Raw genomic sequence first — 23,821 nt, 5'->3', positions numbered from 1 at the left:
CAACAGGACCGCGAGTCCGGAGCGCACCGGCCGAGCGGCAGGACCTGCGCCGGTTGCCGACCCCGCCCGGGCGCCGTCTTCCCGAACCGCGCGGCTCTGCCCGGCCGAGGTGTCACGCTCTGCGGGCATGCCTGAGTCTCCAGCGTGCTCCCCCGGCAGGGGGAGGCGGATCGGTCCAGTGGTCGACGCCAGGCCGGCACCGCCGATGCGACATTCGGAACATGACCACCGATCCACGGATGACGAACACATCCTGGCGCACCTGGGGGCCCGGGCCCCGTCACGGCTCGGGCCTGGTCACGAAGATGTACTTGGCCCTCGATGCCGGGATCCGGGTGGTGGCCCGGCTGCTGCCGACGCTGACACCGTCGGGCGACGCCGTCACACTCACCACCGCTCCGGGCCGGATCCCCGCGTGCCGCAGGGTGTACATCAGCCCGGAGTCGTTCTGCACCGACTCCCCGATGCGGCGCAGGGTCGTGCGCACGCCGCCCCGCTCGGGCCGCAGGTCGCCCAGGCTGACGAGGGTGCCGTCGAGGAACGGTTCCGCCGCGCTCTCCGCGCCGAGTTCGGACAGGCCGGGGATCGGGTTGCCGTACGGCGAGTGCGTCGGATGCCGGAGGAGACCGAGCAGGCGGCGTTCGACGGCCTCGCTCATCACGTGCTCCCAACGGCACGCCTCGGCGTGGATCTGCTCCCACTCCAGGTCGATCATGTCGAAGAGCAGGCACTCCGTGAGCCGGTGCTTGCGCATGACACGCGTGGCCAGTGCGCGGCCCTCGGCGGTCAGTTCGAGGTGCCGGTCGTCGGCGAGGCGCAGCAGGCCGTCCCGCTCCATCCGGGCGACCGTCTGGCTGACCGTCGGGCCGCTGTGCTCCAGACGCTCGGCGATGCGGGCGCGGAGCGGGACGACTCCTTCCTCCTGGAGCTCCAGAACGGTGCGCAGATACATCTCGGTGGTGTCGATGAGGTGGGACACGCGGTGCGTCAGGCGGGTGTCTCGGCGGTGACGGTCAGCACCGCGCGGCCGAGGACGTGGCCGGCCATGGTGAAGCCGAGGACGGCGGGGGTGGCGTCGGCCGGGACGCCGATGGAGGCGACGTCGAGGGCGTGCACCACGATCACGTAGCGGTGCGGGCCGTGCCCGGCCGGCGGCGCGGCGCCCACGAAGCGGGCCGTGCGCATGTCGTTGGGCAGTTGGAAGGCGCCCTCGGGCAGGCCCGCGCCGCTGTCGCCGCCGGCGCCTTCGGGCAACTCGGTGACGGTGGCGGGGATGTCCGCGACCGCCCAGTGCCAGAACCCGGACCCGGTGGGGGCGTCGGGGTCGTAGACGGTGACGGCGTAGCTCCTGGTCTCCTCCGGGGCGCCGCTCCAGGAGAGCTGCGGGGAGATGTCCTTGCCGCCGGGGAGGGCGGAGGCATGTTGCTCGGCGGGCCAGGCGCCGCCGTCGGTGACGGTCGTGCTGACCACGGTGAAGGAAGGGGCCTCGGGGAGGCCGGCGAAGGGGTCGTTGGTGTTCATCGTGGTGTTCCTTCCAGCGGTGTCGGAGCTGTGGTGGCACACGCTCGGGTCTTGCGGGGTTACCGGAACCCGCCGTCGGCGGCTTCACGGCCAATCGCATAATCGACAGTATCAGAGATAATCGATTATTGACTGGGTCGCCTACACTGAGGCCATGACTGCCACGCCTGACACCCCGGATCCGTCGGGGAAGCGGATGCTTTCCGAGCAGGTCTACGCCCACCTGCGCGACGCGATCATGCGCGGCGACCATGCCCCCGGCGACGCCCTCAAGCCGCAGGACCTCGCCAAGGCACAGGGCGTCAGCCTGGTCGTCGTACGGGAGGCACTCGTGCGCATGGTGGGCGAGGGCCTGGCGGACCGGCTGCCCAACCGGGGCTTCGCCGTCCCGGCCTTCTCCGACCGGCGCTGGCAGGAGATCGTCGAGGCGCGCCAGGCCGTCGAGCCCGTCATGCTCCGGATGTCCGTCGAGCGCGGCGACCTCGACTGGGAGGTCCGCCTACGCGCCGCCCATCACCGCCTGGCCCGTACCCCCGAGTACATTCCCGACGAGGGCGCGCACTACAGCAGCGCGTGGGCCGAAGCGCATCGCGTCTTCCACCGCACCCTGCTGGAAGGCTGCGGCAACCCCGTGCTCCTGGAGACGTTCGACCGGATGTGGACCGCGAGCGAGCTGGCCCGCCGGTGGTCGGCACACCGCCGACCCGACCGGGACGGCCCCCTGGAGCACCGCCAACTGGAAGAAGCCGCTCTCACCCGGGACGGCGACACCGCGGCCGCACTCCTCGTCCAGCACCTCGCCCGGACCGCGAACGCACTGGTCGACCCCGCACCCTCGACTCCGTGAGGGCAGCCGGCCCCGCGTCCGTGACGGCAGCCCGCCCCCGAGCTGCACCGGCCGAGCCGCCGATCCCGATTGCCCTTGACACGGTGACAAGGTCTTCACTGCTTCCCGAGGAGGTGGTCCGATGACCACGGTGGGACAGGACAGGGACGCGGTACGAGTGCTCCGGGGACTGGAGGACAGGCGTTCGTCGGTACGACTGCGCACCGCGCTGGCAGCCGGAACGGCACCCGACCCGAGCTTCGTCGACAAGCTTCTCGAACGCTGCGCGATCGAGCCCGAGTTCTTCGTCCGCGACATGCTGACCTGGGCGCTCACCCGCCACCCGGCAGCCCTGACCCTCCCCGGGCTGCTCCGGGAAGTCCGCTCGGAGCATGCCCGGGCACGCAGTCAGGCACTGCACACCCTGTCCAAGATCGGAGACCGGCAGGCGTGGCCCGCGATCACACCGGCACTGCTGTCCGACGCCGACGACGAGGTGGCGCGAAGCGCCTGGCGGGCCGCGGTCGTACTCGCGCCGGAAGGCGACGAGTCCGCCCTGGCCGCGACACTGGTGACGCAGCTCGGGCGCGGTGAGCGGGAGACGCAGCTGAGTCTCAGCCAGGCACTGGTCGCGCTGGGCGAAGTGAGCGCGCCGGCCCTGGAGGAGGCGATGAGGGCGGACGACCCGGGCGTGCGCGCGCACGCGCTCGCCACCCAGCGGCTGCTGGACGATCCCGACGCCGGATTCGGGCCCGCGATCGAGGAGGCCAAGCGCATCGTGGCCCTCGCCGGGGCCCCTGTCGAGGGACGAGGAGGACCGTGCTGATCGGTGAGGTGGCCGACCGGTCCGGAGTGAGCGCCCGCATGCTGCGGCACTACGAATCGCTCGGCCTCGTCCGGCCGTCGGGCCGCACGGGCTCCGGCTACCGGGAGTACTCGGCGCAGGACGTCCGGCGGATCTTCCACATCGAGAGCCTGCGGTCACTGGGCCTTTCGCTGCGGGAGATCGGGCGCGCGCTCGACGACCCGGGGTTCACGCCCTCGGCCCTCGTCACCGACCTCATCAGCCGGACACGCGACCGCATCGCGGCCGAGACCGAACTGCTCACGCGGCTCCGCCGGATCGACGCCGCGGACCCCACCGGCTGGGAGGACGTCCTCCGGGTCGTCGCCCTCCTCCGAGCGCTGGGATCCCAGCACGCCGACGACCGCCAGCGCGCGGCCCTCTCCTCGGCCCGCGGGCTGCCCGTGCCGGTGGAAGCCCTGGTCGAGGCCGTGTTGCACGAGACGGACCCGAATGTCGCCGGCGCCCTTCGCTGGGCGCTGGCGCACTCGGGCAGCGGAGACCCGGAGCTGCTGGCCGACGGTCTCCGCGCACCGGTGGCCGGAGTGCGCAAGCGTGCCGTCCAGGCCCTCGCCGAGCTGCCCGGTGGCGCGGCGAACGCGCACCTGCGGGACGCTCTCGCGGACCCCGACCCCGGAGTCCGCAGCCACGCGGCCCTGGCGCTTGGACCACGCGGGGCGGCCGAAGCGGTGCCCACACTCGTCGACATGATCGTGGCGGGAACGAACGACACCGATGCAGCCGACGTACTGAGCGAGCTGGCGAGCGACACCGCCACGGCCGACCGGATCGCGGCCGGGCTCGTCGACCGCCTCACCCACGAGACGATCGAAGCGGACGCTCGGGGACGCCTGACCCAAGCCCTGGCGGGCATTCCGGGGGCGACGGCATCCCGCGCCCTCGAGGAGCTGTCCCACGACGAGGACCGGGCGGTGGCGCTGACCGCCGGGTATCTTCTGCACCTCCGCGAGGCACGCTGAGGGCCAGCCGTATCGGGACAGCCTTCAGCGGTCCGGCGGGTCCGGGGGCTCGTTCCCTGCCGGGCCCTCCGGGGGCCGGTGCCGCTGTGCCGGGTCCGCGTCCGGCGAGGGTGCCTCGGCCGGGTCCGCGCCCCACGGGTCGTCCGGAGAGCCCGCTGCCGGGCGGGGGCCCGGCGGCGGCCGCTGGTGGAACTCGACGGTGACGGTCTCGAAGCCCTTGAAGGTCTCCGTCGTCGCGTAGGAGGTGTACGCGCGGCGGTCGGCCCAGTTCAGCCACACCCGGTCGGTGAACGGGGTCAGCAGACTCCGGGGCCACAGTCGGTGGGCCCGCACCACACTCACCTCGGTCGCCACCACGAAGATCAACGCACCCAGGTAGATCCAGCCGAGCAGACCGAGCACGATGCCGAACATCCCGTAGGTCGCGCTCGCGCCGCGCAGCACATTGGTCGCGTAGTACCCGCCGGCCCACTGCAGCACCTGCCATGCGCAGGCGGCGCCGAGCGACTCCGCCCACAGCCTGCGCAGCGCCACCCGATGGTGGGTGAGGAAGCTGTAGGTGGCCAGCAGCAGCCCGGCGTTCACGGCCACCGCCACCAGCGTGATCGTCGCGCGGAGCCCGGTGCCCAGGTCGGTCCCGAACGCCTTGGACTCCGAGGCCGCCAGCGACAGCAGCAGTGTCACGGACAGCCCGCAGACCACCGTCGTCAGGAAGAGCATCCCCTTCAGCCGCGACCGGAAGGGGTCGTGCCGCTGGTAGCGCGGGACCGCCCAGATCTTGTTGAGGCTGTACTGCGCGGCCTGCGCCGCACCCAGGCTCCCGTACAGGCTGCCGAGGATGCCGATGGCGAGAGCGATGCCGTTGCTGCGGAAGGCGTGGATCCGCCCTCTGAGCTGCTCCCCGAGCACCGGGAACTCCCCGAGCACCGAGTTCAGCAGTTGCCGCTGGAGCTCCGGGTTGTCCTCCAGGAAGAAGCCGAGCCCGGAGACGAACAGCAGCAGCACAGGAAAGATCGACAGGAAGGTGTAGTACGTGAGGAGCGCGACGAGATAGAGGGCCTGGTCGTCGAAGACCTTGTAGACGACGGCCAGCGGCAGACCGGCCCAGCGGTGCCGCTGCTGGAAGGCGTCGATCCGCTGCGCCGTGCCCATGCCCATGGCCCGTCGGACGCCTCCTCGACCTGCCCGTCTGCCCGTGCGCCCGACCGATGCCTCGCGGTCGTCGCCCGCACGGGGAACCAGGTGCGGGGGTTCGTGCTGCCGGGGGCGGGAACCCCCGCCCGGCGCCGGTACCGTCCGCTCTCGCCCTCCCAGCCAATCTCAGCCCGTACCGGTGCGCACTCCCCGGAGAGCCATCCGGCGGGTCGCGCGCGGGACGGACCGGTGAGTGCGCGATCGTCCGGCGCGGGAGTGCCGGGCGGGTTCGGCGGGCGACGGGGGATTCGGAGGACCGGAGGCCGGTGCGCGGCGGGTGGCCGGGATCATCGCGCCGTGCGGGCCCGGAACCACGAGACGGGCGGCGCAGCCTCGCTGGGGCCGCTCCGCCCGTTCCGGACGCGCATCAGATACTGCGCGTCGTGTCTGATTCTGCTGTCCGCGGGTCAGCCGGCGGGCTTCACGTCTTCCGCTTGCCCATGAGGGCCAACCCCATGACCGCGAATCCGCAGAGTGCTGCCACACCTCCCGCGACCACATTGTTGACCACGATCTGCGCCGTGTCCGGAGCGCCGTTGATCACCCACTGCGAGATGATCACCCAGGCTCCGAGCAGCGGCGCGGTCCAGCCCAGCAGATGCGTCCGCTCGTAGGCGGACCCGAATCCGAAGGCCAGCACCGCGAACGCCAGCCCCACGATGAGGTTGCTCGCCGCGAGGGTCGTCGTCCCGTTGAAGCCGACCACCCACGGTGAGATCGCGATGTAGAGGCCGGAGAGAAAGGCCAGCCCTTCGACGATCTGCGCGGTCGGAGTGGATCCGGCCTTCTCGTACCGGGCCCGCATCTCCACGAGGTCAGGGTGGTGCTCGATGGTGCTGCCGGTAGTAGGCACTGCCATGGGTCCTCCTCCTTCCTTGGAGTGCCTTCGTGGTGAACGGCCAAACCGTCCACCACTCCTCTTGAGTGACCAGCAAACGGGGTAAATCACCCCATCCCATGTGATTTATATCATATTCTGGCTCATCGGTCACCCCTGGCTACTCTGTGTGGCCGGAGGGTCACGTTGACGTAGGGTTGCTCCTTCTCCGTCATGCATAGGGGAGGGCATGGAACGGCTGTGCCAGGACGATCCACGGCGGCCGGGGCCGTGCGCACTCGTCGGCCGACTGGACCGTGCGGGGAGCGAAGTCCGCCCCACCTCCCACCGCTTCTTCGGCCGCACCGCCGACGGTGCCCTGGAACGCGTCCCCGGACCGCCCCGCACTGCCGCTGCCGACGGTTGTCGAGACCTGCGGACCGTTGCCGCTCCGTACCGTGGACGCCCTCGGCGCCGCACTCGGAGAAGCGCTCGCCCGCCTGCACGCCGCCGGGCGGGCCCATGCGGGGGTCACGGCCGATGCGGTGCTGCTGACCGGAGAGGGGCCGCGCCTCGGTGGCTACGGCGCGGCCCGGATCTCCGCTCCGGACGACCAACCCCGCAGCGCCCACCCCTTTCCCGCTCCGGAACAGGTCGCGGGCGGGCGACCCCGCCCGCTGGGGGACACGTACGCGCTGGCGGCCGTCCTCCGCTACGCGGCGACGGGACGATTGAGCGCGATCGGGACGGCGCCGGAACCGGACACCTCCCATCTGGCCGGGCTGGCCGCCCTCCTCCACGCCTGCCTGGCGGACGACCCGACCGACCGACCGTCGGCGGCGGAGTTCCTCCGGCGGCTGTCGCACTGCGGCACGGGTGCGAGCGTCGAGGCGGAGGGCCGCTCTCCGCGGATGGCCGAACCGGCGAGGCCCGGAGAGCCTGGCAGGCCGCCTCAGCGGGAAACCGCGTCTTCCTGCTGCAGGGCGGTACCTTGGCGGCCATGCCGGTGTTCTGACCTTGGCGGGTTTGGCGGGTTTGGCGGCTGCTTCAGCCCGCGGCCCTGCGGACGGGGTCCGCTCCCTGGATTGCCGACGGGCGACTGAGCAACCACCGGCAGACACGGCTCAGTTGCGGTGGCTTCCGGGCCGCGGTGGGTCACGGCCAGCGGTGCGACACGGCCGTTGAGGGGCTGTGACACGAACCGGACCGTTACGGCGGGTGATTGCGCTACCGTGCTTCGAGACGTGCCGAAGTCGGACCACGTCGAAGCCGGAAGACGGGGAGGGTTCCAGATGGGAATGAACGGTGCCGACCTTGAGCGGCTGCGGGAGCTCGCGGGGAAGTTCGACGGCGACGCGACCCAGCTCCAGGGGCTGATCACCAGGCTGCAGTCGGCCTGCAACGACAGCGGCAGCTACTGGACCGGCGGCAAGGCGCAGCAGTTCCGCGGTGAGTGGGAGAGTCTGAAGCCGACGTTCGACAAGTTCGTGGAGACCCTGCGGGAAGCTGGGCGCGCCGCGCGGACCAACGCGGACAACATCGACCACGCCACCAACTGACCCACGGCGGGGCACCCGGCCCCGCGCAGCTGTTCGCGCACCGGCGGGCCGCAGCCGACCTGGCTGCGGCCCGCCATGCGTGTGCGGGCCGCCGGAGCCGGCCGCGGGTGTCCGCGCGCCTCGGCCGGGCACCGAGCAACACCCTTACCGGGGCACCGGACCTGCCCGCGAACACCTGATCGGCCCGGGGCGCCGACCAGGTTCGGGGCCCGCCCCGTCGACGTCATTCGTCCACAACCGCCTGGACGGCCGTCAGCTCGCCGCTGCACACCAGCAGTCCGCGCCCCAGCACCCCGGACGCGGCAGCACGGGGCAGCCGGACGGAGAACAGCTCGCCCTCCGCGTTGTTCTGCGGCGAGAGCAGCAGGCCGCTGCGCGCCCGCCGGGCCTCCTTGACGAAACCCCGGTACTGCGAGGTCAGCGCCTCCGTGGTGCCGGCGGCGATCAGGCCGTGTCCGCCGTCGACTCCGCTGCGCACCACTCCCTCCAGCACGGAGTCCAGCGGGGTGTCGTGGACGAGCTCGGCGTCGTCCACGACCACCGCGTACCGGCCGCCGTCGGCCGCGGCACGCTCCAGCAGCTCCTGGAGCGGCACCGCGTCCGCCATCTCCTGGACCACGCCCAGTACCCCCGGCTCGTCGGCCAGTTCGCGCAGCGGTGAGCGCTTGGGGGTGACGAGGACGAGCGGCAGATTGGAGCGCAGCAGCGAGCGTGCCGCCGCGCACACGGACGTCGAGCGGCCCGATTTCGGCGGCCCCGCGATGACGAACCCCGGACCCTCCTGGGCGAGGTCCACACCCGTCGGGGCCAGCTCGTCGCCGCCCACCCCCACCAGCATCCACAGCGGGGACGGCGGAGTGAACGCGGGATCCAGCGCCCAGGCCGCGGTGGCGGTGGCCCGGCCCGGGAGCGCGTCCACCCGCATGGGGCGCAGTCCGCGCGGCGGATCGCCGTGCTCGGCCGTGGCCCGCTCGGCGATCCGCCGGACGGCCGCCACCTGGGCCCGGCCCGACGGATCGCGGTCCAGCAGGGCGAGCTGGCTCTCCCGCACCCCGTCGTCACCGGGACGCAGGCAGCGGCCCGGCGGCAGCTGGGAGGGCACGTCCCGGGGCGTCATTCCGGCCGTGGAGTAGTCGTTGGGGTCGGCCAGCCGCAGCACGAGCCGGTCGCCGAACGCGGCGGAGACCGGGCCGGACAGTCCGCCGCGGCCCGCGGACATCACGACCCGCAGACCCACCGAAGGGCCCTCGCGGAACAGTTGGGTCATCCCGTCGACGAGCTTGCCGTAGTCGTAGGACTCGAAGGACGCGGTGTAGCTCTCCCAGTCGTCCAGCAGCAGCACCAGCCACGGCAGCCGCTCCTCGGGGGAGGCGGCGGACGCGCGCTGTTCCGCGACGTTGGCGGCACCCGCCCGGGCCAGGATCTGCTGGCGGCGGACGAGCTCCGCCTGGAGCCTGGCCAGCAGCCGGGTGAGCCGGTCGGTCTGGTCCCGGGTGACGACGGCGCCGCAGTGCGGGAGTACGGAGAGCGGGACCAGGGTGTTGGAGCCGCAGTCCACGCCGTACAGGTGGACCTCGGCGGGGGAGGCGCTGTCGGCCAGTGCGCCGGCGATCGTCCGCAGGGCTGTCGAACGCCCCGAGCGCGGCCCGCCGACCAGCAGCAGATGGTCGCCGTCGACCAGGTCCAGTGCCAGCGCTTCGCGGGCCTGCCGGGCCGGTACATCGGTGACGCCGAACACGACGGGTGCGATGTCGCCGCGGCGCCCGAGCACCGGACGGGGCGACTCGGCCACCGTCACCAGGTCGGCGAGCGGCTCCAGCCAGGGCCGGTACGGCTCCGGGCAGTCCAGCGTCGCGGCACTTGCGCGTACCGCCTCGACCAGCAGCGCCAGATCGGTGAGCGGGTCGTCCTCGGAGCGGCCCGGCGCCTCCGGGCGGGCGGGTGCGGGCAGGCCCAGATCCGCCCACCCCACCCGCACCGCCCACGGCTCGGTGGTGCGCTCGGCGGCCGTCTGCGGCCGGCGCCCGCCGACCCGGCCCGACTGGAACGGCAGCAGCTCGGAGGCTCCCAGCCGCACCAGCGCCCGCCCCGGGGTGTTCTTGGAGAGGGTGGCGGAGTCGGGCGAGTCGATGACGTCCTGGCTCTCGGAGCTGTCCGTCACCCGCAGCGCGATCCGCAGATTGGTGTTGGCGCGGATCTCGGGCGAGACCACGCCGCCGGGCCGCTGGGTGGCGAGGATGAGGTGGATGCCCAGGGAGCGGCCGCGCTGGGCGATGTTGACCAGTCCGGTGACGAAGTCCGGCAGCTCCCGGGCCATCGAGGCGAACTCGTCGACGACGATCAGCAACCGGGGCAGCGGGGCCAGCGAAGGGTCCCGGCGGGCGGCCCTCTCGTACGCCTCGATGTCCTTGGCACCCACCGGGTCCAGGATCCGCTCGCGGCGGCTCACCTCCGCGTCGAGCGAGACCAGCGCCCGCTTGACCAGATGGGAGTCGAGGTCGGTGACCATGCCGACGGTGTGCGGCAGTTGCTCGCAGCCTTTGAAAGCGGCGCCGCCCTTGTAGTCGACCAGGACGAAGTTCATCGCGTCCGGCCGGTTGGCCACCGCCAGCGAGGCCACCAGCGTCTGCAGCAGCTCCGACTTGCCGGACCCGGTGGTGCCCGCGACCAGCCCGTGCGGACCGTCGCGCACCAGGTCGATGGTGAACGGGCCGTCGAAGGAGGCGCCCACCACGGCGGCGGTCGAGCGGCCACCCGCCGCCCAGCGCGCCGAGATCGCCGCGGCGGACGGCGGCTCCAGATCGAGCAGATCCAGCAGTCGGCAGGCGTCCGGCAGCGCGCCGCTGTCCTTCTCGCTGACGTCGCGGACCGGCGCCACGGCGCGGGCCACGGACTCGCACCAGGCGGGTGGCACGCAGTCCGGCCGCACCGACTGCACCGGGCTCCCGCCGAACTGCGACACCTGCAGCAGCCCGAAGTGGTCCTCCTCCACCAGCGCCCGGCACTCCTCGGGCAGCAGCCCGCGGTCCGCGTCCAGGCAGACCAGATGGATGCCGAAGCGGGGGCCCTCACGGAGCAGCTGCGTCAGTCCGGGCAGCGCACGCAGCCGGCGGGAGCCGTCCAGGACGACCAGCACGGACGGGCCTCGCCACTGCTCGTCAGTATCCGGCCGCCGCTCGCCGGCCGCCTCCTGACGTGCGCCGAGCAGCGCCAGCAGTTCGCTGATCCGGCGGGCCACGCTCTCCGTCTCGGTGCCCAGGAGCGCCACCGCACCATGGCCCTCGCGGCCCCGGGCGTGCGGCAGCCACCGCACCCACTCCCAGCTCTCCCGGCCCGACGGGTCGGTCAGCACACAGACGGTGAGGTCCGCCGGGCTGTGCAGCACCGAGGCCTGGGCCACCAGCCAGCGACCGAGTGCGCGAGGCAGTTCGCCGCGGCCCGCGACACCGAGGATGCCGTGGGTCCGCAGCGGCACCGAGACCGGCACCTCGGCCAGCATCCGCGGCTCCGTACGCCGGTGCTCCTGCTGGTTGGGGTCGCTGACCTCCACCTCCGAGGGCAGTGTGCCGGTGCCGATCCGGAGCACGCCGTAGTCGTCGTCCTCCAGCCGCCGCTCCCACAGCCGCTGGCCGGGGCCGGTGGCCACGACGTACAGCTCCGCCGGGTCGGGGCAGGCCAGCCGCCGCGCCGCCGTCTCCTCGGCCATCGCCCGGCGCGCCTGGTATTCGATGGAGACCTTGTGCTGCTCGTACTCGCGGCGTTTGCGCCGGTGCGACCGGCGGCCGTGCCGCCGGTCGTAGAAGTGGTTGGCGACCAGGGTGACCGGCGTCAGAACCGCCATGATCAGGTAGATGGCGCTGCCCAGCAGGACCACCATCGCCACGGCGGCCAGCAGTGGCGCCAGCGCCACCGCCCACGGCAGCGGCCGCGACTCCGACTGCTTGGGCCTGGACGGCAGCTGGAACTGGGTCCTGCGCGCCGACGGCCTGATCCGCGGCGGGCGGTTGAAGTCGAGCCCTGTGCCGTCCTGCGAGGGGGTGAGCGCGGCGTCCGGGAAGGCGGGCTCACGCAGCTCGAACAGGGAGTGCCCGGCCGCGACGACGCCGCGCCGCCGCCAGGTCCCGCTCTCCTGGAGCCTGCTGCCGTCCATGGTGACGCTGCTGCCGAAAGCCGGTGCGACGGTCACCGAGCCGTCGAGGGCCACATCGATCTCGAAGGCGGTGCTGGGCAGTGTGCTGTCGGCCGGCCGCACCCATGCCTCGGGGCCGCTGCCGACGACAGCCACGCCCGGTCCCAGCCGGTACACGCGGCCCGCGTCCGGCCCGCCCACGACCCGGATCTCCACGGTGCCCTGGGCCTCCGGGCCGGGGCAGGCGTCGGGTGCTCCCACCGAGACCGTGGTGCCGTCCCGGACGGGGGAGCCGGCCACCGGGTCGGTGGGATCGAGAGGGCAGCCGTTGACATACAGGACGGGCGCACCGCTGTCCGTGCCCCTGCCTGTGCCCCCGTCCGGGGGGTCACCCGGTGCGACGGCGCCCAGTCGCCGGCCGACCTCCTGCGCGAGGGCCCCGACCGGGGCGTCGGGCTCGACGTCCACCAGCAGATCCGCCCGCCGCCCGCCCGCGGCGTCGGCGGCGGTAAGCCGCAATTCCATTGGAGCTCCCCCGTGGTCGGCCGGTGCCCGCTCCGCGGACCGGTGCGCGTTCGTCCACGTCCCAGACTCGTCGGCCCCTGCACCGGTGCGCTCTGCGCTGCGTAGCAATCATGCAACAGGGCGCCGGGGCCGGACAGCTCGTTCTGCGCCCGCATCACCAATCCCTGCACCAGGGTGTTCCGCGCTGCGTAGCAAGCCGGCAACAGCGCCCCTGAGCCTGCCCGTTCGTCCTAGGATCGAAGGTGCCGCACCCGGCCCCTCGGTCCGGGGCGGCGCCATCGGGAACGCGGCAGAACGGGGGCACGATGGGCGGGCACGACGACGAGGAACTGGTGGACAGCCCGCTGCACGCGGACCTGGTGCGACTGCGGCAGAGCGTGGCCGGACAGCAGAACCACATCGCCGCCACCCTGGACCGGGCGGCGTCCGACATGGGAGGCGGCGGAGTCTGGGAGGGACCGGTGGCCAAGACGTTCGCCTCCGAGATCGAGGGCCGCAAGGGCGAGGTGCACCGGCTGGCCCAGGAGATCGTCGACGCGGTGGACGCGGTGCTCAGCCGCACCCCGGAGCAGGTGCCGCTCAGTCAGGCGCAGCTCTACCGCAGGGCTGTGTGAACCGGCCCGTCGAGCGGGTCGTACGAGTCCTACGAGGGCGAGGGGGAGTCGGGGGATGAATGCCACGCCGCCGCCGGGAGGCGGAACGGGGCCCGGATCGGGAACGTTCAGCGGAATCGACCCGGGCCGGCTGAAGGGGATGATCGATGCGTTGGGCAGGGGCGCCCACGTGCTCAAGAGCGCCGACGGCTGGAGCCGGCAGTTCAGCAGCTTCGGCGCCGACACCACCGGCCTGAGCCGGCTGGTGGCCATCGGGAACTGGGCGGACCAGCAGCTGCCCTCCCTCAAGCGCCGCTTCGATCTGGCCGTTGCCATCGAACAGAACCATCCGGACGCCGGCCGGAAGCTGGTGCGGGTTCCGGACGACTTCCTCTCGCTCGAGGCGGCCCAGCGCAAGGGCAAGGAACTCGCCGACCGGATGAACCGGGTCAACCGGGTGGACGGTTCGGGCGCGGAGGAGATCCACCGGATCGCCGGCGAGCTGGCGCGCTTCCAGGACGACCCCGAGGTACTGGCCGCGTTCTACGCGCAACTGGGGCCCAACCGGCTCTCCACACTGCCGATGTTCCTCTACCAGTCGGGGAGCGGGACCGGGCAGGAGGACCTGAGGACCTTCAGCCGCGGCCTGGGCACAGCCAGCAGCGCCGCGTTCCTCGCCGCACCCGGCTTCGACAAGGTCACGCAGATGATGCTGCGCCCCTCGGAGAACCCCTCGGACGCCTGGGGCCGGCTGGCACTGATGCAGCACGGGCACTTTCCCACGGAGTACATCAGGAAGGCGGCGAAGAACCTCGCGCTGGACGGCTTCGTCAAGGACCCGGACGGCACCGACTGGCGCGGCACCTCGCTTCCGCAGGCAGCGGCACTGGGGCTCTCCGAGGACAATCTGGCGCTTGCCCTGAATCTGCTGGGCAAGGACGGTACGGCGGCCCGGGACGTGCTGCGCGGCATGCATCAGGGCGACCTCAAGAAGACCTACGACCTCCTGCTCGGCTACGCCAGGTCCCGCGGCTCGGGCGACGCCGTCGCCGCCGGGCTGGGCCGGGCCATGGAGGCGGGCTCCGGAGTCGGGACCGAGGAGCCGGGCCGGCACAGCCTGGCGGCCTCCCAGTTCGCCTTCCACGCCATGACATACATGGCGGGCCAGGGCAAGGACGGCACGCCGTGGTCCATGAAGGTTTCCATGGCGAATCTGGGGGCTTCCTACATCCACGAACTGACGACGGGAGCGCGCGACGACGACGCGCCCTATCGGCAGTCCGGCATGGCCCGGCCTGCCAACTGGACCGATCTGCCGGGCCTGAACCCCGCCTTCTATCTGAGCCCGCAGGACACGGACAAGTTCCTGACGACCTTCGCCGAGAGTCAGCCGGCGACGGACGCCTTCGATCGTGCTGCCGGGGAGTTCAGCGAGCAGGCCCTCCGAGGTGCCGCCAAGACCGACGCGGCGGCGGTGCGGGACGGCCAGGAAGATCCCCAGCAGATGTCCCGGATGGCCGGGGCGTTGGGCAAGCTGGCACGGGCGGAGTACCGGGCACAGGTCGCCGCCGGCAAGGACATGGACAAGCAGGCGGCGGCGGTCCGCGGCGTGCTGAAGGATGTGGCCACCGTCGGGCTGGGCGAGGTCCCGTTCGCCTCGAAGGCGGGGGAGTACCTCTGGAAGGGGGCCCAGTTCGCCATCGGCAAGCTGGGGCTGGATCCCTGGGCGCAGGGCGACAACCCGAACGAGAAGCGGGTCACCCAGGAGTACCAGAACTTCGATCGCATGCAGCGGTTCCGGATGACGAAGTACCTCTACGAGTCGGGCTACCCGGTGCAGCCGCCACCGCCGAAGGAAGTCGTCAACAGCGACGGCAGCCTCAAGTCGTTCGATCAACTGCGCCAGGAGGCACAGCAGGAGGGCGGCAAGGACCCCGGCGCGGCGTTCCAGCGGAAGTTGCAGATACTGACCGACTGGACGGACTCCACCGCGGGCCAGGACGGCGACAGGTTCGACCACAAGGTCGACGACGCGGCCGAGGCAGCCGGTGGCACCACCGGCGGTGCCACCCCACCGGTCGCCCCCAACTGAGCGCCTCCCGTTCCCCGGCCTCCTCGCCTTCCCCGGCCGCCTCCCGTTCCCCGGCCGCCTCCCGTTCCCCGGCCGCCTCGCCTGGCAGTCAGCCGGCCGGGGCGGCCGACTCTCCCCGGTCGCAGACCGACTCGGCCGAGGCCAGCCCCACGCTGCCGTCCGCGGTCTGCACCAGCGAGGTGACGACATAGCAGGAGCCGGGCTTCACGGGCGGGGAGGAGAAGACGACGCTCGGCTCGTCCGCATCGGTGTTCTTCACCTTCACCGTCTCCCCGTCGGCGGACTGGGCCGTGATGGCGTAGCCGTACACCGGCTGCGGCTTCTTCGGCTTGCTCCACACGACCTGGACCTGCCGCCCGACCCGGGTCACCTTCACCTCCTGGGCCTGAAAGTCCGGCACCTGGCCCTTGGGCAGCGGGTGCGCCGACTTGTCGGCCTTCTCCGGCGGCTCCGTCGCGCCGGCCGACCCGGCCTCGTCCGCGGCCCGTACCAGGAACAGGGCCAGCCCGGCCCCTCCCACCAGCACCATGGCGCCGCACGCTGCGAGCACCCGGTTGCGGGTCCTGCGGCGGCGCGCGACGGCCTCCGGCGCATCGGGATCGTCGTCCGTCTCCGGCGGCGGCTGGGTCAGCAGGTCGTCGGCCGGGTCCCAGCCCGGCAGCGGAACCTCCGGCTCGGCCTCCGGTTGCAGATCCGGCACCCGCGCGGCGCACGAGGGGGGCAGCAGCGTCCGCAGGACGTGGTGCACCTCCGTCAGCGGCGGCCGCTCCTCCGCATGCGGGGCCGTCATCCGGTGCAGCAGCGCGCACAGCGGCTCGGGCACGTCGCCGCGCGGCAGCCGGGGCACTCCGCCCGCCAGCACCGCCTCGTACACGGCCGAGCCGCCCCGGCGCACCGCCTCGGCGCGCGCGGGCTCACCCGCCAGCAGCGCGTACAGCGTCGCGCCCAGCGCGTACACGTCGGCGGCGGGACCGGGAGCCTCCCAGCCGAACAACTCCCGTGCCGCGTACGCCGGATCGAAGACGGCCCCGGCCGACGGTGCCGCCCGCTGCAGCACCCGCCCGAGGCCGTGCCCGGCCAGCAGCGGGGCGCCCTCGGCGTCGAAGAGGATGCTCGCCGGGCGCACGTCCAGGTGCAGTACGCCGCGGCGGTGCGCGGAGTGCAGCGCGAGGGCCAGCCGCACGCCGATCACCAGCACGTCCTCCACCGGGAACGGGCCGGCGGCGAGCCGTCTTTGGGCCGAGCCGCCCGGGCAGAACTCCTCCACCACGTAGAGCTGTTCTGCGGTGGTCGCTCCGGCGTCGGCGACCGCGACCGCGCACGGGTGCCGGGCCGCGGCCCCCGCGGCCAGCAGCTCTGAGTGCGCGGCCAGCCGGCGCCGCGGGTCAGCGACGCGCGGCGTCAGTACCCGGACGGCGACCTCCCGGCCGCTGGAGGTCTCCCGGCACAGTACGGCGGTGCTGGGCGCGCCCGTCGCGAGGAGGCGCTGGGGCTGGTAGCCGTCGGGCAGGGCGGGCACTTCGGCGGGAGCGCCGGCGGCGGGTGCACCTGTGCCGGGCGCGGCGCCCTGCGGGGCGGCAGCCGCGGCGGGGTGCGCGGGTGTGCCGAGAGTCTTGGCGCTGTCCCGGCTCGGGGTGGCGTTCACTGGCGCGCTCCTGATCTGCTGTGACGTAGCAGCGTGCTGGGCCGCAGTGCCCGTTTGACCCGCTCCCGGCGCGGTACCGTCCGCGCCACGACTCTCTCGATCGCGTCGCAGTGCCGCCAGGCGGTCTCCGCGGCCGCCTCGTCGGGTGCCCGGCCCCCGTAGCCCACCTCGTTCACCAGCCGGGCCAGCGTCGGCAGTTGCTCGCTGCCGCTGTCGCCGATCCGCGCGACACCGAAGGCCGCCACCTCGGTCGCGGTGTGCGCCGCGGTCGCCGGCAGCCCGACCTCGGTGAGCCGGTCGACGATCTGCTGCCACGCGCCCAGCACCCGCTGCCCGGGGTCACGGGCACGGCGGCGCCGACGGCGCACCCGGTAGGGGGCCCAGGCCGCACCGCCGCAGTACGCCAGGAGCAGCAGCACGACCGCCGCCGAGGCGTACACCCACACGGGCAGCCCGCCACCCCCGGCCGGTGCGGCCCTGTCCTGCTGCTTGCCGTCGTCCTGCCGGTCGGGCGCCGCGGAGGGGGGCGGTTGCTGCGTGATGGCCCGGTCGGTCTTCTCGCGCTCCTCGGGCTGCCCGGCCGGCGGGACGGACGAACCGTCCTTCGACGTCTGCCCCGGAGTCGGATAGAACGGCACCCAGCCGACGCCCTCGAACCGCACCTCCGGCCACGCCAGCGCGTCCCGCCCGGTGATCTGCGCCGTGCCGTTCCCGTCCCCGCTCCGGGCCCCGGCGCCGTCCGCGCGGAAGCCGACCGCGACCCGCGTCGGCAGACCCAGCGTCCGCGCCAGCACCGCGAACGACGCCGCGAACTGCTCCGAGGTGCCCTGCTTGCCGGTCGTGAGGAAGAACTCCAGGTTGCGGTAGGCGTGCCCGGGAAGCGACGCGGGGTCGTAGCGGTAGTTCTCGCGCAGCCAACCGGCGAGCCGATGCGCCTGCTGGTACGGGTAGCTGCTGCCTGCCGTGGCTTCGGCCGCCAGCTCGGTGAACGTCTCGACCGCCTCGATCGGCTTGCCTGCCGCGTCGGTGCGGGGCAGCGAGGTGACGGCCGCGTGTGCCGTGCCGTCCGGCACTGCCGCGTACTGGAGCCGCTTGGCGTCGAAGACCGGCACCTGCGAGACGGCGGTGTACGACAGACCGCGGTTGACCCGGACACCCGCACCGCCGCCCTCACCCAGTGCGAGCACGCCGCTGGCCGGGTCGACCGCGAGCTGCCGCTCAGTGTCGTCGGAGCGGTCCGAGCCTTGCCCCGCGGTCTCGGGGACATCGCCCCTGCCCCTGTGGGTGATCTTCACCGAGGCGGGGCGGTCGGCCGCGGGCAGCCAGATGCCGGGCAGGTTCTGGAGGGTCACCTGCTGCTCGACCCGCTCCCGGCCGCCCGGGTCGGTGCCCGGCTGCGGGGGCACCCGGCCGCCGGAGCGGGTCAGCTCGGCACCGGAGGTCCACTTCACGCCGTCGTAGCGGTCCAGCACGGCGAGCCGCCAGTTGTGGCTCCCCGCCGTGGTCCGGGCTCTGAACAGCCGCGTGTCCGGGTGCTGGAGCCAGGCGCCGACCTGGTCGAGCGGGCTGGTGGCCTGCGGGTGCACCGTCGGCGGGCGCACTTGGTGGCGCAGGTCGTACGGGTCGCGCGAGGAGAGCCCGGGCAGCCGCGGGCCGAGCAGTGCCGCGGCCAGCGCCAGCGCCGCGACGACCGGCAGACCGGTGCTCAGGGCGCGGACCGTACCGCGCCGGGCGGCCTGCGACCGCAGCAGCACCAGCAGTCCGGCGCCGGCTACCAGGCCCGCCGCGGTCGGCGTGTTCGAGCCCGGCCCGGAGACGCCCAGCACCAGCGGGACGCCGAACGCGAGCACCGGCGGCAGCGCGGGCAGCAGCGGGGAGCGGGTCCGCAGCGCCAGCTCCGTGGCGGCGAACGAGGCCGACCAGACCACCGCGTGCGGCAGTACGAGGAATCCGGGGCCTGTCGGTGCGGGCAGGATCGTGGTGAGGATCGTGTGGGGTGCGTCCAGCAGTGCGGCCCAGATCTCGCCCACGGCGCCGCCCGAGGCGAGCCCGCCCGCCGCGTCCCGGAACAGCGTCACGCGCACCGTCACCAGCCACACCACGGCCCCCAGCACCAGCGAGGGCCACAGCGGTGCCGACCGCCCCCTCCGGGCCTGGGCCAGGAACAGCCCCGCCGAGACCGCCATCGGCACCGGCACGGCGACCAGCAGCACGGGCAACAGCGGCCCCACCGGGAACACCCGGTGAAAGCCCAGGCCCGCAGCGGCCAGCAGCCCGGCGACCGGCAGCAGGGACCACAGGCGGCGGCGCAGGGAGATCCGGTGCGGCGCCGGTCGAGCCGACCTCACCCCTCCGCCGCCGGACCCGGCGCCGTACCCGCCACCGCCCGTTCCGCCTTCGGACGCGGAGGCCACGGGGTCCGGCACCGTCGCGCCCGGAGCCGCCGGACGCGGCGGCGCCCAGGACGGGCCGTCGTGCCCGGCGGGTCCCGTCGGCCGCACGCCCGGCAGCGCGGCGGCACGCGGGGAGGAGGCCGGGCTCATCGCACGGCCTCCCTGCGCCAGGCGGCCAACAGGGAGTCCAGCGCCGTCACCCGAAGCTGCGGAACATCGCTGCCGAGGGCGGACGGCTCGTACGGAGCGTCCTCCGCCCCACCGCCGGTCCGCAGCACCACCGTACGGTCGAACCGGCGCCGTACCCGTTCCAGGGCGCTCAGCCCGGTGGCATCGCCCGTACCGGTGATGACGGTGAGCGAGCCGCGGCGGCGTGACTGCTCCAGACCGTCGAAGGCGCCCGCTGCCGAGGCGCGTTCGGAGCGGCGCACCAGCGCGAGCCGGTCCAGCAGCGCTTCCGCGTCGTTGCCGCCCGCACCGTCCGTGCGCAGCACCGTCCCGGTCTCGCTCAGCACCTCGACGGGGAAGTGGGAGCGGGCCGCGGCGAAGGCCACCGAGGCGGCGCAGTCCACGGCCAGTTCGAAGTCGTCCTCGGTGCGGTAGGCAGCCGCACGGGTGTCCAGGACGAGAGTGGTGTGCGGCAGCGAGACGTCCACCAGCTGCTTGACCATCAGCGTCCCGGTGCGGGCCGTGGACCGCCAGTGCACCCGCCGCAGATCGTCGCCGAGCACGTACTCGCGCAACGCGTGGAAGGTCAGCGACCCCTCGTCCGCGGTGTCCGAGGTCGGACCCTCGACATGGTGCGCCGTGCCCGAAGGCAGCACGGGCAGCAGACACACCCGGGGCCGGACCAGCAGGGTGTCCGTACCGCCCTCGGCGGAACCGAACACCCGCACCCGGCGGGCGAGCCCGAGCGGGTCCGTACGCTCCAGCCGCAGCGGGCCCAGCGCGATCCGCCCGCGCCGCTCGGTGGGCAGCGCGTACCGCACGGTGTGCTCCGCGCCCGCCGCGAGCGGCGGAACCCGCAGGACGAGCGGCAGCTCGCCGCACCGGTCGACGACCTCCAGTCCGCGCCGGATACGGCGCCCGGTACTGGAGAGGGTGACCGATCCGTCCGCGCGGTCCCCGCGCGCCACCTTCCGCGGAGTGACCCGGCGGTCTGCCGCCAGCCGCGGCGAGCGCCCCGTCCACGCCAGCGCCGCGGCCACCGCGAGCAGACAGCCGAGCCCCAGGACCGCGGCTTCCGGGTAGCCGAACCCGTATCCGGCCCCCACGAGCCCCGCACCGCCGACCAGCGCTCCCCAACCCGTCGGCGACAGCATCAGCCCGCTGCCCCCGACTGCGGTACCGGAACCGTGGCCAGCGCCTCGGCGATCACGTCGGCGCCGCTCCGGCCGCTCAACTCCGCCTCCGGCGTGAGGATCAGCCGGTGCGCCAGCACCGGCCGCGCCAGCGCCTTGACGTCCTCGGGCAGCGCGTAGGTGCGCCCCTGCGAGGCGGCCCGCACCCGCACGGCGCGCAGCAGCGCCACCGACCCGCGCGGGCTGGCGCCCAGCCGCACCTCGGGCAGCTCACGGGTGGCCGCGACGACCCGTACCAGGTAGTCGTACAGCCGCGGCGCCACCTGGATCCGCCGGGCGAGCTGGACGAACTCGGCGATGTGCCGACTCGTTGCGATGGTGGGCAACTGCTCGACCCCCGACTGCGTGGCCGCGCCGGACAGCACCGCGACCTCCGAGGCGTGGTCCGGGTAGCCCAGCGTCACCTGCATCAGGAACCGGTCGAGCTGCGCCTCCGGCAGCGGATAGGTGCCGCCCATGTCCACCGGGTTCTGGGTGGCGATCACCATGAACGGGCGCGGCACCGCGTGGGTGCTGCCGTCCGCGGTGACCTGCCGCTCCTCCATCACCTCCAGCAGCGCCGACTGCGTCTTGGGAGAGGCCCGGTTGATCTCGTCGCCGAGTACGATGTTCGCGAAGACCGGGCCCGGCAGGAACTCGAACGCACCGGTGTTCTGCCGGTAGACGGTCACGCCCGTGATGTCCGAGGGCAGCAGGTCGGGCGTGAACTGCACCCGGTGCCAGTCGGCGTCCAGCGAGGCGGCAAGACACCGCGCCAGCGTCGTCTTGCCGGTCCCGGGCACGTCCTCGATCAGCAGATGCCCCTCCGAGAACAGGCACACCAGTGCCAGTTCGACGGTCTGCCGCTTGCCCTTGACGACCCGTTCGATGTTGTCGCCGAGCGCGTGGAAGCACTGGGCGAGCAGCGCGACGGACTCCTGGGAGGCCGCGGAATCGGGTCCGGTAGCGAGTGTTTGATGATGTTCTAGTCGCACGACCAGACCTCCGGCGAGAACTTGCCCTCTTTGTGCTTGGTGGTGCCGACCCACAGGTCGCTGATGTAGGCAGTCCCGCCCTTCCATTCGATGCGGTCCCAGACGTCGCTCTTCCACTTGTAGGTGTCGTGCGTCTCCATGGTGCCGTGGGTCTGGCAGATCACCTTCAGTTCGGGTGTCTGACCGGCCGGAATGCTTCCCCGGCGGGTACCGCTGCTGGTGCTGGGCTCGCTGCGGACACCGACGTCGTCCCCGTCGTCGACGTTGTTGGCGACGGGGATGGTCTTCGTGTTCGACAGGTTCACCTGGTGGGCCACGCTGCCGCCGGAGCCGGCCGCGTTCTTGGCGGTGACCGTGAGGGTGTAGGTCCTGAAGTTCGTCAGGTTCCGCAGCCGGGCAGCGGTGTTGCGCCTGCTCCCGTCGGTGTCGGCACCTCCGCCGGTCACGGTGTAGGTGGTGCCCTCACCCGCGTTGGCGGGTGCCCGCCACGTCAGATCGATGCCCTTGCCGCCCTGCGGGAACGCCTCGGTGACCTGCTGCGGTCGGCCGGGCGCGACACAGGGGCGGGCGGGACCGGAGCGGCCCGACTCGGCGGTCCGCCCGCCCGCGAACTCGGCCACCACGGTGAAGCGGTACTGCTTGTCGCAGGAGCCGCCCCGCACCTCGAAGGTGAACGGCCCGCTCGGGCCGACCTTCCCGGGCACGACCCGCGCACCGGCGGGTGCGCCCTTGAGCCGGTATCCGGTCGGCTTCGTCCCGGAGGACGGTGCGAAGGAGACGCGGATGCTGCCGGCGCCCGACTCCGCCTGCGGGACGCCGGGCGGCCGGGGTTCCGCGGGCTCGTCCTCGGCGTCGTCCGAGGGCGGGGACTTCTTCCCCGGGGTCGGACCACCACCGCGCTCGCGGCCCGCCGGCTTCCGCGCGGGCGGGTCGGTGTCCGCCTGCGTGTCGTCCCGGCCCGGCCGCGACGGTGTCTCCGGCAGCGGGTCCCGCGCCGGATCGCGGCCACCCCCGTCGCCGGTGCGGTCCTTCTCCCGGGGAGTGCGCCCCGAGGGCGCCCTGCTGTCGTACTTGTGCACCCGGTTGACGTGTCCGGAGGAGTTGATGACCACGGCGGTCGCGTTGTCCGCGTCGTTCACCCACAGCAGCCCGTCGCGGACGAACAGGCTCAGCTTCCCGGGCTTGCCGGTGACCTTGACCGGCTCGGTGATCGCTGCTGCCTCGGTGTCGTACACCTTCAGCGTCCCGTTGCTCCGGTCGGGCACGTACACCTTCGAGCCGAGTACCTGCGGCGTGCCGTACTGATGGTCCGAGGAGCCCAGGGACGCGGTCAGCAGCGAACCCGTACGGGTGTTGACGAGCGCCATCCGGCCCGACTTGCGGGCCAGCACCGGCACTACGTCACCGGCGGTCGCCGAGGGGACCAGCACCGAACCGGACGGCTCCTCGGCGACGCTGCCCGGCAGCTTGAACCGCATACCGCGCCCGGTCCGTTCGAGCAGCGTGACCGTCCCGTCTTTGGTGTCGGTCACCACGGGGCGGCCGTCGGCGAGGGTCATCAGCAGCGTGGCGGCCTTGCCGCTCCTGCCCGCCACCTTGATCGCGGGCGCCTTCCTGCCGTGCGGGAACGGTACGACCTCTCCCTTGCCGGGCACCGGCACCCACAGGGTGCCCTTCGGATCGGCCACCGCCTTGCCCAGCGGGCCCTTGCCCAGATCGACCGGGGCGCCGACCGGTGTGGTGCGCACCGGGTCGATGCGCTGCACCCGCGCCTCGACCGGGTCCACCAGATACGCGTACCGGCCGCCGGAGACCAGTTGCAGCCCCGCGCCGTAGCGCGCGGACTGCTCGACGGTGAGCTGCGAGGGGTCGATGCGGACGAGCTTGCCGGTCTTCTCGTCCAGCACCAGCACCGTCTTGCCGTCCTGCGAGATCGAGACCGGGTGGTCGCCCATGCCGGGCAGCTTCACCTTGCCGTCCACGTCTCCGGTGAGGCCGTTGGCGTGCGCAGCCTCGCCCGTGCGTGAACTGGTCAGCCAGGCACCGATGTCGGCCAGGTCGGGCACCGCTCCGGCCGAGCCCGAACCGACCACGACGGATGTGCCGACCAGTGCGCCCACCGAGCACAGCGCGATGTAGCCGGTCGTCCGGCGGCGGTCGGGGCGCACGGCCGCCCACGCGGCGGCCGCCAGCCCCCGGCACCGCCTGCGGAGCGCGGCGAGTCCACCGGTTCCGCGCGGCTCGCCGGTCCGCTCCGCCTCGTCGGTCAGCCGACGCGGACGAAGCCCCGGCCCACGGTCCTCTTCGGAGCTCCCCCGAGCATCCGGCATCGCATCCTCCCCCCGTCACCCCCACCCACTCCGAGTGG

At 73.3% G+C, this 23,821-nt stretch carries 16 protein-coding genes; 6 read left to right on the top strand and 10 right to left on the bottom strand.

Features of this window, described 5'->3' with window-relative positions:
* Positions 1 to 280: 280 nt before the first annotated feature.
* A complete protein-coding gene (locus ACFYNS_RS06775; RefSeq protein ID WP_360299006.1) occupies positions 281 to 979 on the bottom strand; it encodes a metal-dependent transcriptional regulator in 699 nt (232 codons plus the stop codon).
* Between the two features lie 8 nt (positions 980 to 987).
* Positions 988 to 1,521: a YbhB/YbcL family Raf kinase inhibitor-like protein gene (locus tag ACFYNS_RS06770; protein ID WP_360299004.1), complete on the bottom strand. Its 534-nt coding sequence runs from the start codon at positions 1,519 to 1,521 to the stop codon at positions 988 to 990.
* A gap of 154 nt (positions 1,522 to 1,675) precedes the next feature.
* On the opposite strand from ACFYNS_RS06770, the gene ACFYNS_RS06765 reads away from it, so the two are divergent.
* The 3 genes from ACFYNS_RS06765 (at position 1,676) to ACFYNS_RS06755 (ending at position 4,171) form a co-directional block, all read left to right on the top strand.
* Positions 1,676 to 2,368 (top strand): GntR family transcriptional regulator, encoded by a 693-nt coding sequence (locus tag ACFYNS_RS06765; protein ID WP_388601257.1) that lies wholly within the window; start codon positions 1,676 to 1,678, stop codon positions 2,366 to 2,368.
* Between the two features lie 121 nt (positions 2,369 to 2,489).
* Positions 2,490 to 3,173: a HEAT repeat domain-containing protein gene (locus ACFYNS_RS06760; RefSeq protein WP_388601255.1), complete on the top strand. Its 684-nt coding sequence runs from the start codon at positions 2,490 to 2,492 to the stop codon at positions 3,171 to 3,173.
* Positions 3,167 to 4,171 (top strand): MerR family transcriptional regulator, encoded by a 1,005-nt coding sequence (locus ACFYNS_RS06755; protein WP_388601252.1) that lies wholly within the window; start codon positions 3,167 to 3,169, stop codon positions 4,169 to 4,171. Before ACFYNS_RS06760 ends, ACFYNS_RS06755 begins: the two co-directional genes overlap by 7 nt.
* Before the next feature lie 24 nt (positions 4,172 to 4,195).
* Here ACFYNS_RS06755 and ACFYNS_RS06750 read toward each other — a convergent pair whose 3' ends face one another.
* Together ACFYNS_RS06750 and ACFYNS_RS06745 are read right to left on the bottom strand one after the other, a co-directional pair.
* A complete protein-coding gene (locus ACFYNS_RS06750; RefSeq protein ID WP_360298993.1) occupies positions 4,196 to 5,329 on the bottom strand; it encodes a YihY/virulence factor BrkB family protein in 1,134 nt (377 codons plus the stop codon).
* A 457-nt stretch (positions 5,330 to 5,786) separates the two neighbouring features.
* Positions 5,787 to 6,224: an SPW repeat protein gene (locus tag ACFYNS_RS06745; RefSeq protein ID WP_360298990.1), complete on the bottom strand. Its 438-nt coding sequence runs from the start codon at positions 6,222 to 6,224 to the stop codon at positions 5,787 to 5,789.
* Between the two features lie 1,250 nt (positions 6,225 to 7,474).
* On the opposite strand from ACFYNS_RS06745, the gene ACFYNS_RS06740 reads away from it, so the two are divergent.
* A complete protein-coding gene (locus ACFYNS_RS06740; RefSeq protein ID WP_019354028.1) occupies positions 7,475 to 7,741 on the top strand; it encodes a WXG100 family type VII secretion target in 267 nt (88 codons plus the stop codon).
* 223 nt (positions 7,742 to 7,964) lie between these two features.
* Here the strand turns inward: ACFYNS_RS06740 and ACFYNS_RS06735 are convergent, their stop codons facing one another.
* Positions 7,965 to 12,395, bottom strand: a complete 4,431-nt coding sequence (locus ACFYNS_RS06735; RefSeq protein ID WP_388601248.1) for an FtsK/SpoIIIE domain-containing protein — start codon at positions 12,393 to 12,395, stop codon at positions 7,965 to 7,967.
* A 305-nt stretch (positions 12,396 to 12,700) separates the two neighbouring features.
* Here ACFYNS_RS06735 and ACFYNS_RS06730 point away from each other — a divergent pair, with 305 nt between their 5' ends.
* Positions 12,701 to 13,009: a hypothetical protein gene (locus tag ACFYNS_RS06730; protein WP_360298984.1), complete on the top strand. Its 309-nt coding sequence runs from the start codon at positions 12,701 to 12,703 to the stop codon at positions 13,007 to 13,009.
* Positions 13,010 to 13,148: 139 nt separating this feature from the next.
* Entirely contained in the window at positions 13,149 to 15,080 is a 1,932-nt protein-coding gene (locus ACFYNS_RS06725; RefSeq protein ID WP_388601245.1) for a hypothetical protein, read from the top strand.
* A gap of 88 nt (positions 15,081 to 15,168) precedes the next feature.
* Here the strand turns inward: ACFYNS_RS06725 and ACFYNS_RS06720 are convergent, their stop codons facing one another.
* Genes ACFYNS_RS06720 through ACFYNS_RS06700 form a run of 5 tightly spaced genes read right to left on the bottom strand, consistent with a single transcriptional unit; the run spans position 15,169 to position 23,783 of the window.
* Positions 15,169 to 16,725: a serine/threonine-protein kinase gene (locus ACFYNS_RS06720; protein ID WP_388601242.1), complete on the bottom strand. Its 1,557-nt coding sequence runs from the start codon at positions 16,723 to 16,725 to the stop codon at positions 15,169 to 15,171.
* Positions 16,722 to 19,268 carry a DUF3488 and transglutaminase-like domain-containing protein gene (locus ACFYNS_RS06715; protein WP_388601239.1) on the bottom strand — a complete coding sequence of 849 codons (2,547 nt, stop codon included), beginning with the start codon at positions 19,266 to 19,268 and terminating at the stop codon, positions 16,722 to 16,724. Before ACFYNS_RS06715 ends, ACFYNS_RS06720 begins: the two co-directional genes overlap by 4 nt.
* Entirely contained in the window at positions 19,265 to 20,440 is a 1,176-nt protein-coding gene (locus ACFYNS_RS06710) for a DUF58 domain-containing protein (protein WP_360290520.1), read from the bottom strand. Before ACFYNS_RS06710 ends, ACFYNS_RS06715 begins: the two co-directional genes overlap by 4 nt.
* Positions 20,440 to 21,453, bottom strand: coding sequence for an AAA family ATPase (locus ACFYNS_RS06705; protein WP_388601236.1), 1,014 nt, complete (start codon positions 21,451 to 21,453; stop codon positions 20,440 to 20,442). The genes ACFYNS_RS06710 and ACFYNS_RS06705 overlap by 1 nt, the downstream gene beginning before the upstream one ends.
* Positions 21,444 to 23,783, bottom strand: coding sequence for a hypothetical protein (locus ACFYNS_RS06700; RefSeq protein WP_388601233.1), 2,340 nt, complete (start codon positions 23,781 to 23,783; stop codon positions 21,444 to 21,446). The genes ACFYNS_RS06705 and ACFYNS_RS06700 overlap by 10 nt, the downstream gene beginning before the upstream one ends.
* Between the last annotated feature and the right edge of the window lie 38 nt (positions 23,784 to 23,821).

Origin of the sequence: Streptomyces sp. NPDC006925, assembly GCF_042869575.1 — a bacterium.
Lineage (GTDB): Bacteria > Actinomycetota > Actinomycetes > Streptomycetales > Streptomycetaceae > Streptomyces.
This window is presented reverse-complemented; position numbering and strand designations above follow the sequence as displayed.

Coding starts and splice junctions, on each gene's coding strand:
- ACFYNS_RS06770 (WP_360299004.1), bottom strand. CDS start 1,521: ATGAACACCAACGACCCCTTCGCCGGCCTCCCCGAGGCCCCTTCCTTC.
- ACFYNS_RS06765 (WP_388601257.1), top strand. CDS start 1,676: ATGACTGCCACGCCTGACACCCCGGATCCGTCGGGGAAGCGGATGCTT.
- ACFYNS_RS06760 (WP_388601255.1), top strand. CDS start 2,490: ATGACCACGGTGGGACAGGACAGGGACGCGGTACGAGTGCTCCGGGGA.
- ACFYNS_RS06750 (WP_360298993.1), bottom strand. CDS start 5,329: ATGGGCATGGGCACGGCGCAGCGGATCGACGCCTTCCAGCAGCGGCAC.
- ACFYNS_RS06745 (WP_360298990.1), bottom strand. CDS start 6,224: ATGGCAGTGCCTACTACCGGCAGCACCATCGAGCACCACCCTGACCTC.
- ACFYNS_RS06740 (WP_019354028.1), top strand. CDS start 7,475: ATGGGAATGAACGGTGCCGACCTTGAGCGGCTGCGGGAGCTCGCGGGG.
- ACFYNS_RS06735 (WP_388601248.1), bottom strand. CDS start 12,395: ATGGAATTGCGGCTTACCGCCGCCGACGCCGCGGGCGGGCGGCGGGCG.
- ACFYNS_RS06730 (WP_360298984.1), top strand. CDS start 12,701: ATGGGCGGGCACGACGACGAGGAACTGGTGGACAGCCCGCTGCACGCG.
- ACFYNS_RS06725 (WP_388601245.1), top strand. CDS start 13,149: ATGATCGATGCGTTGGGCAGGGGCGCCCACGTGCTCAAGAGCGCCGAC.
- ACFYNS_RS06715 (WP_388601239.1), bottom strand. CDS start 19,268: ATGAGCCCGGCCTCCTCCCCGCGTGCCGCCGCGCTGCCGGGCGTGCGG.
- ACFYNS_RS06710 (WP_360290520.1), bottom strand. CDS start 20,440: ATGCTGTCGCCGACGGGTTGGGGAGCGCTGGTCGGCGGTGCGGGGCTC.
- ACFYNS_RS06700 (WP_388601233.1), bottom strand. CDS start 23,783: ATGCCGGATGCTCGGGGGAGCTCCGAAGAGGACCGTGGGCCGGGGCTT.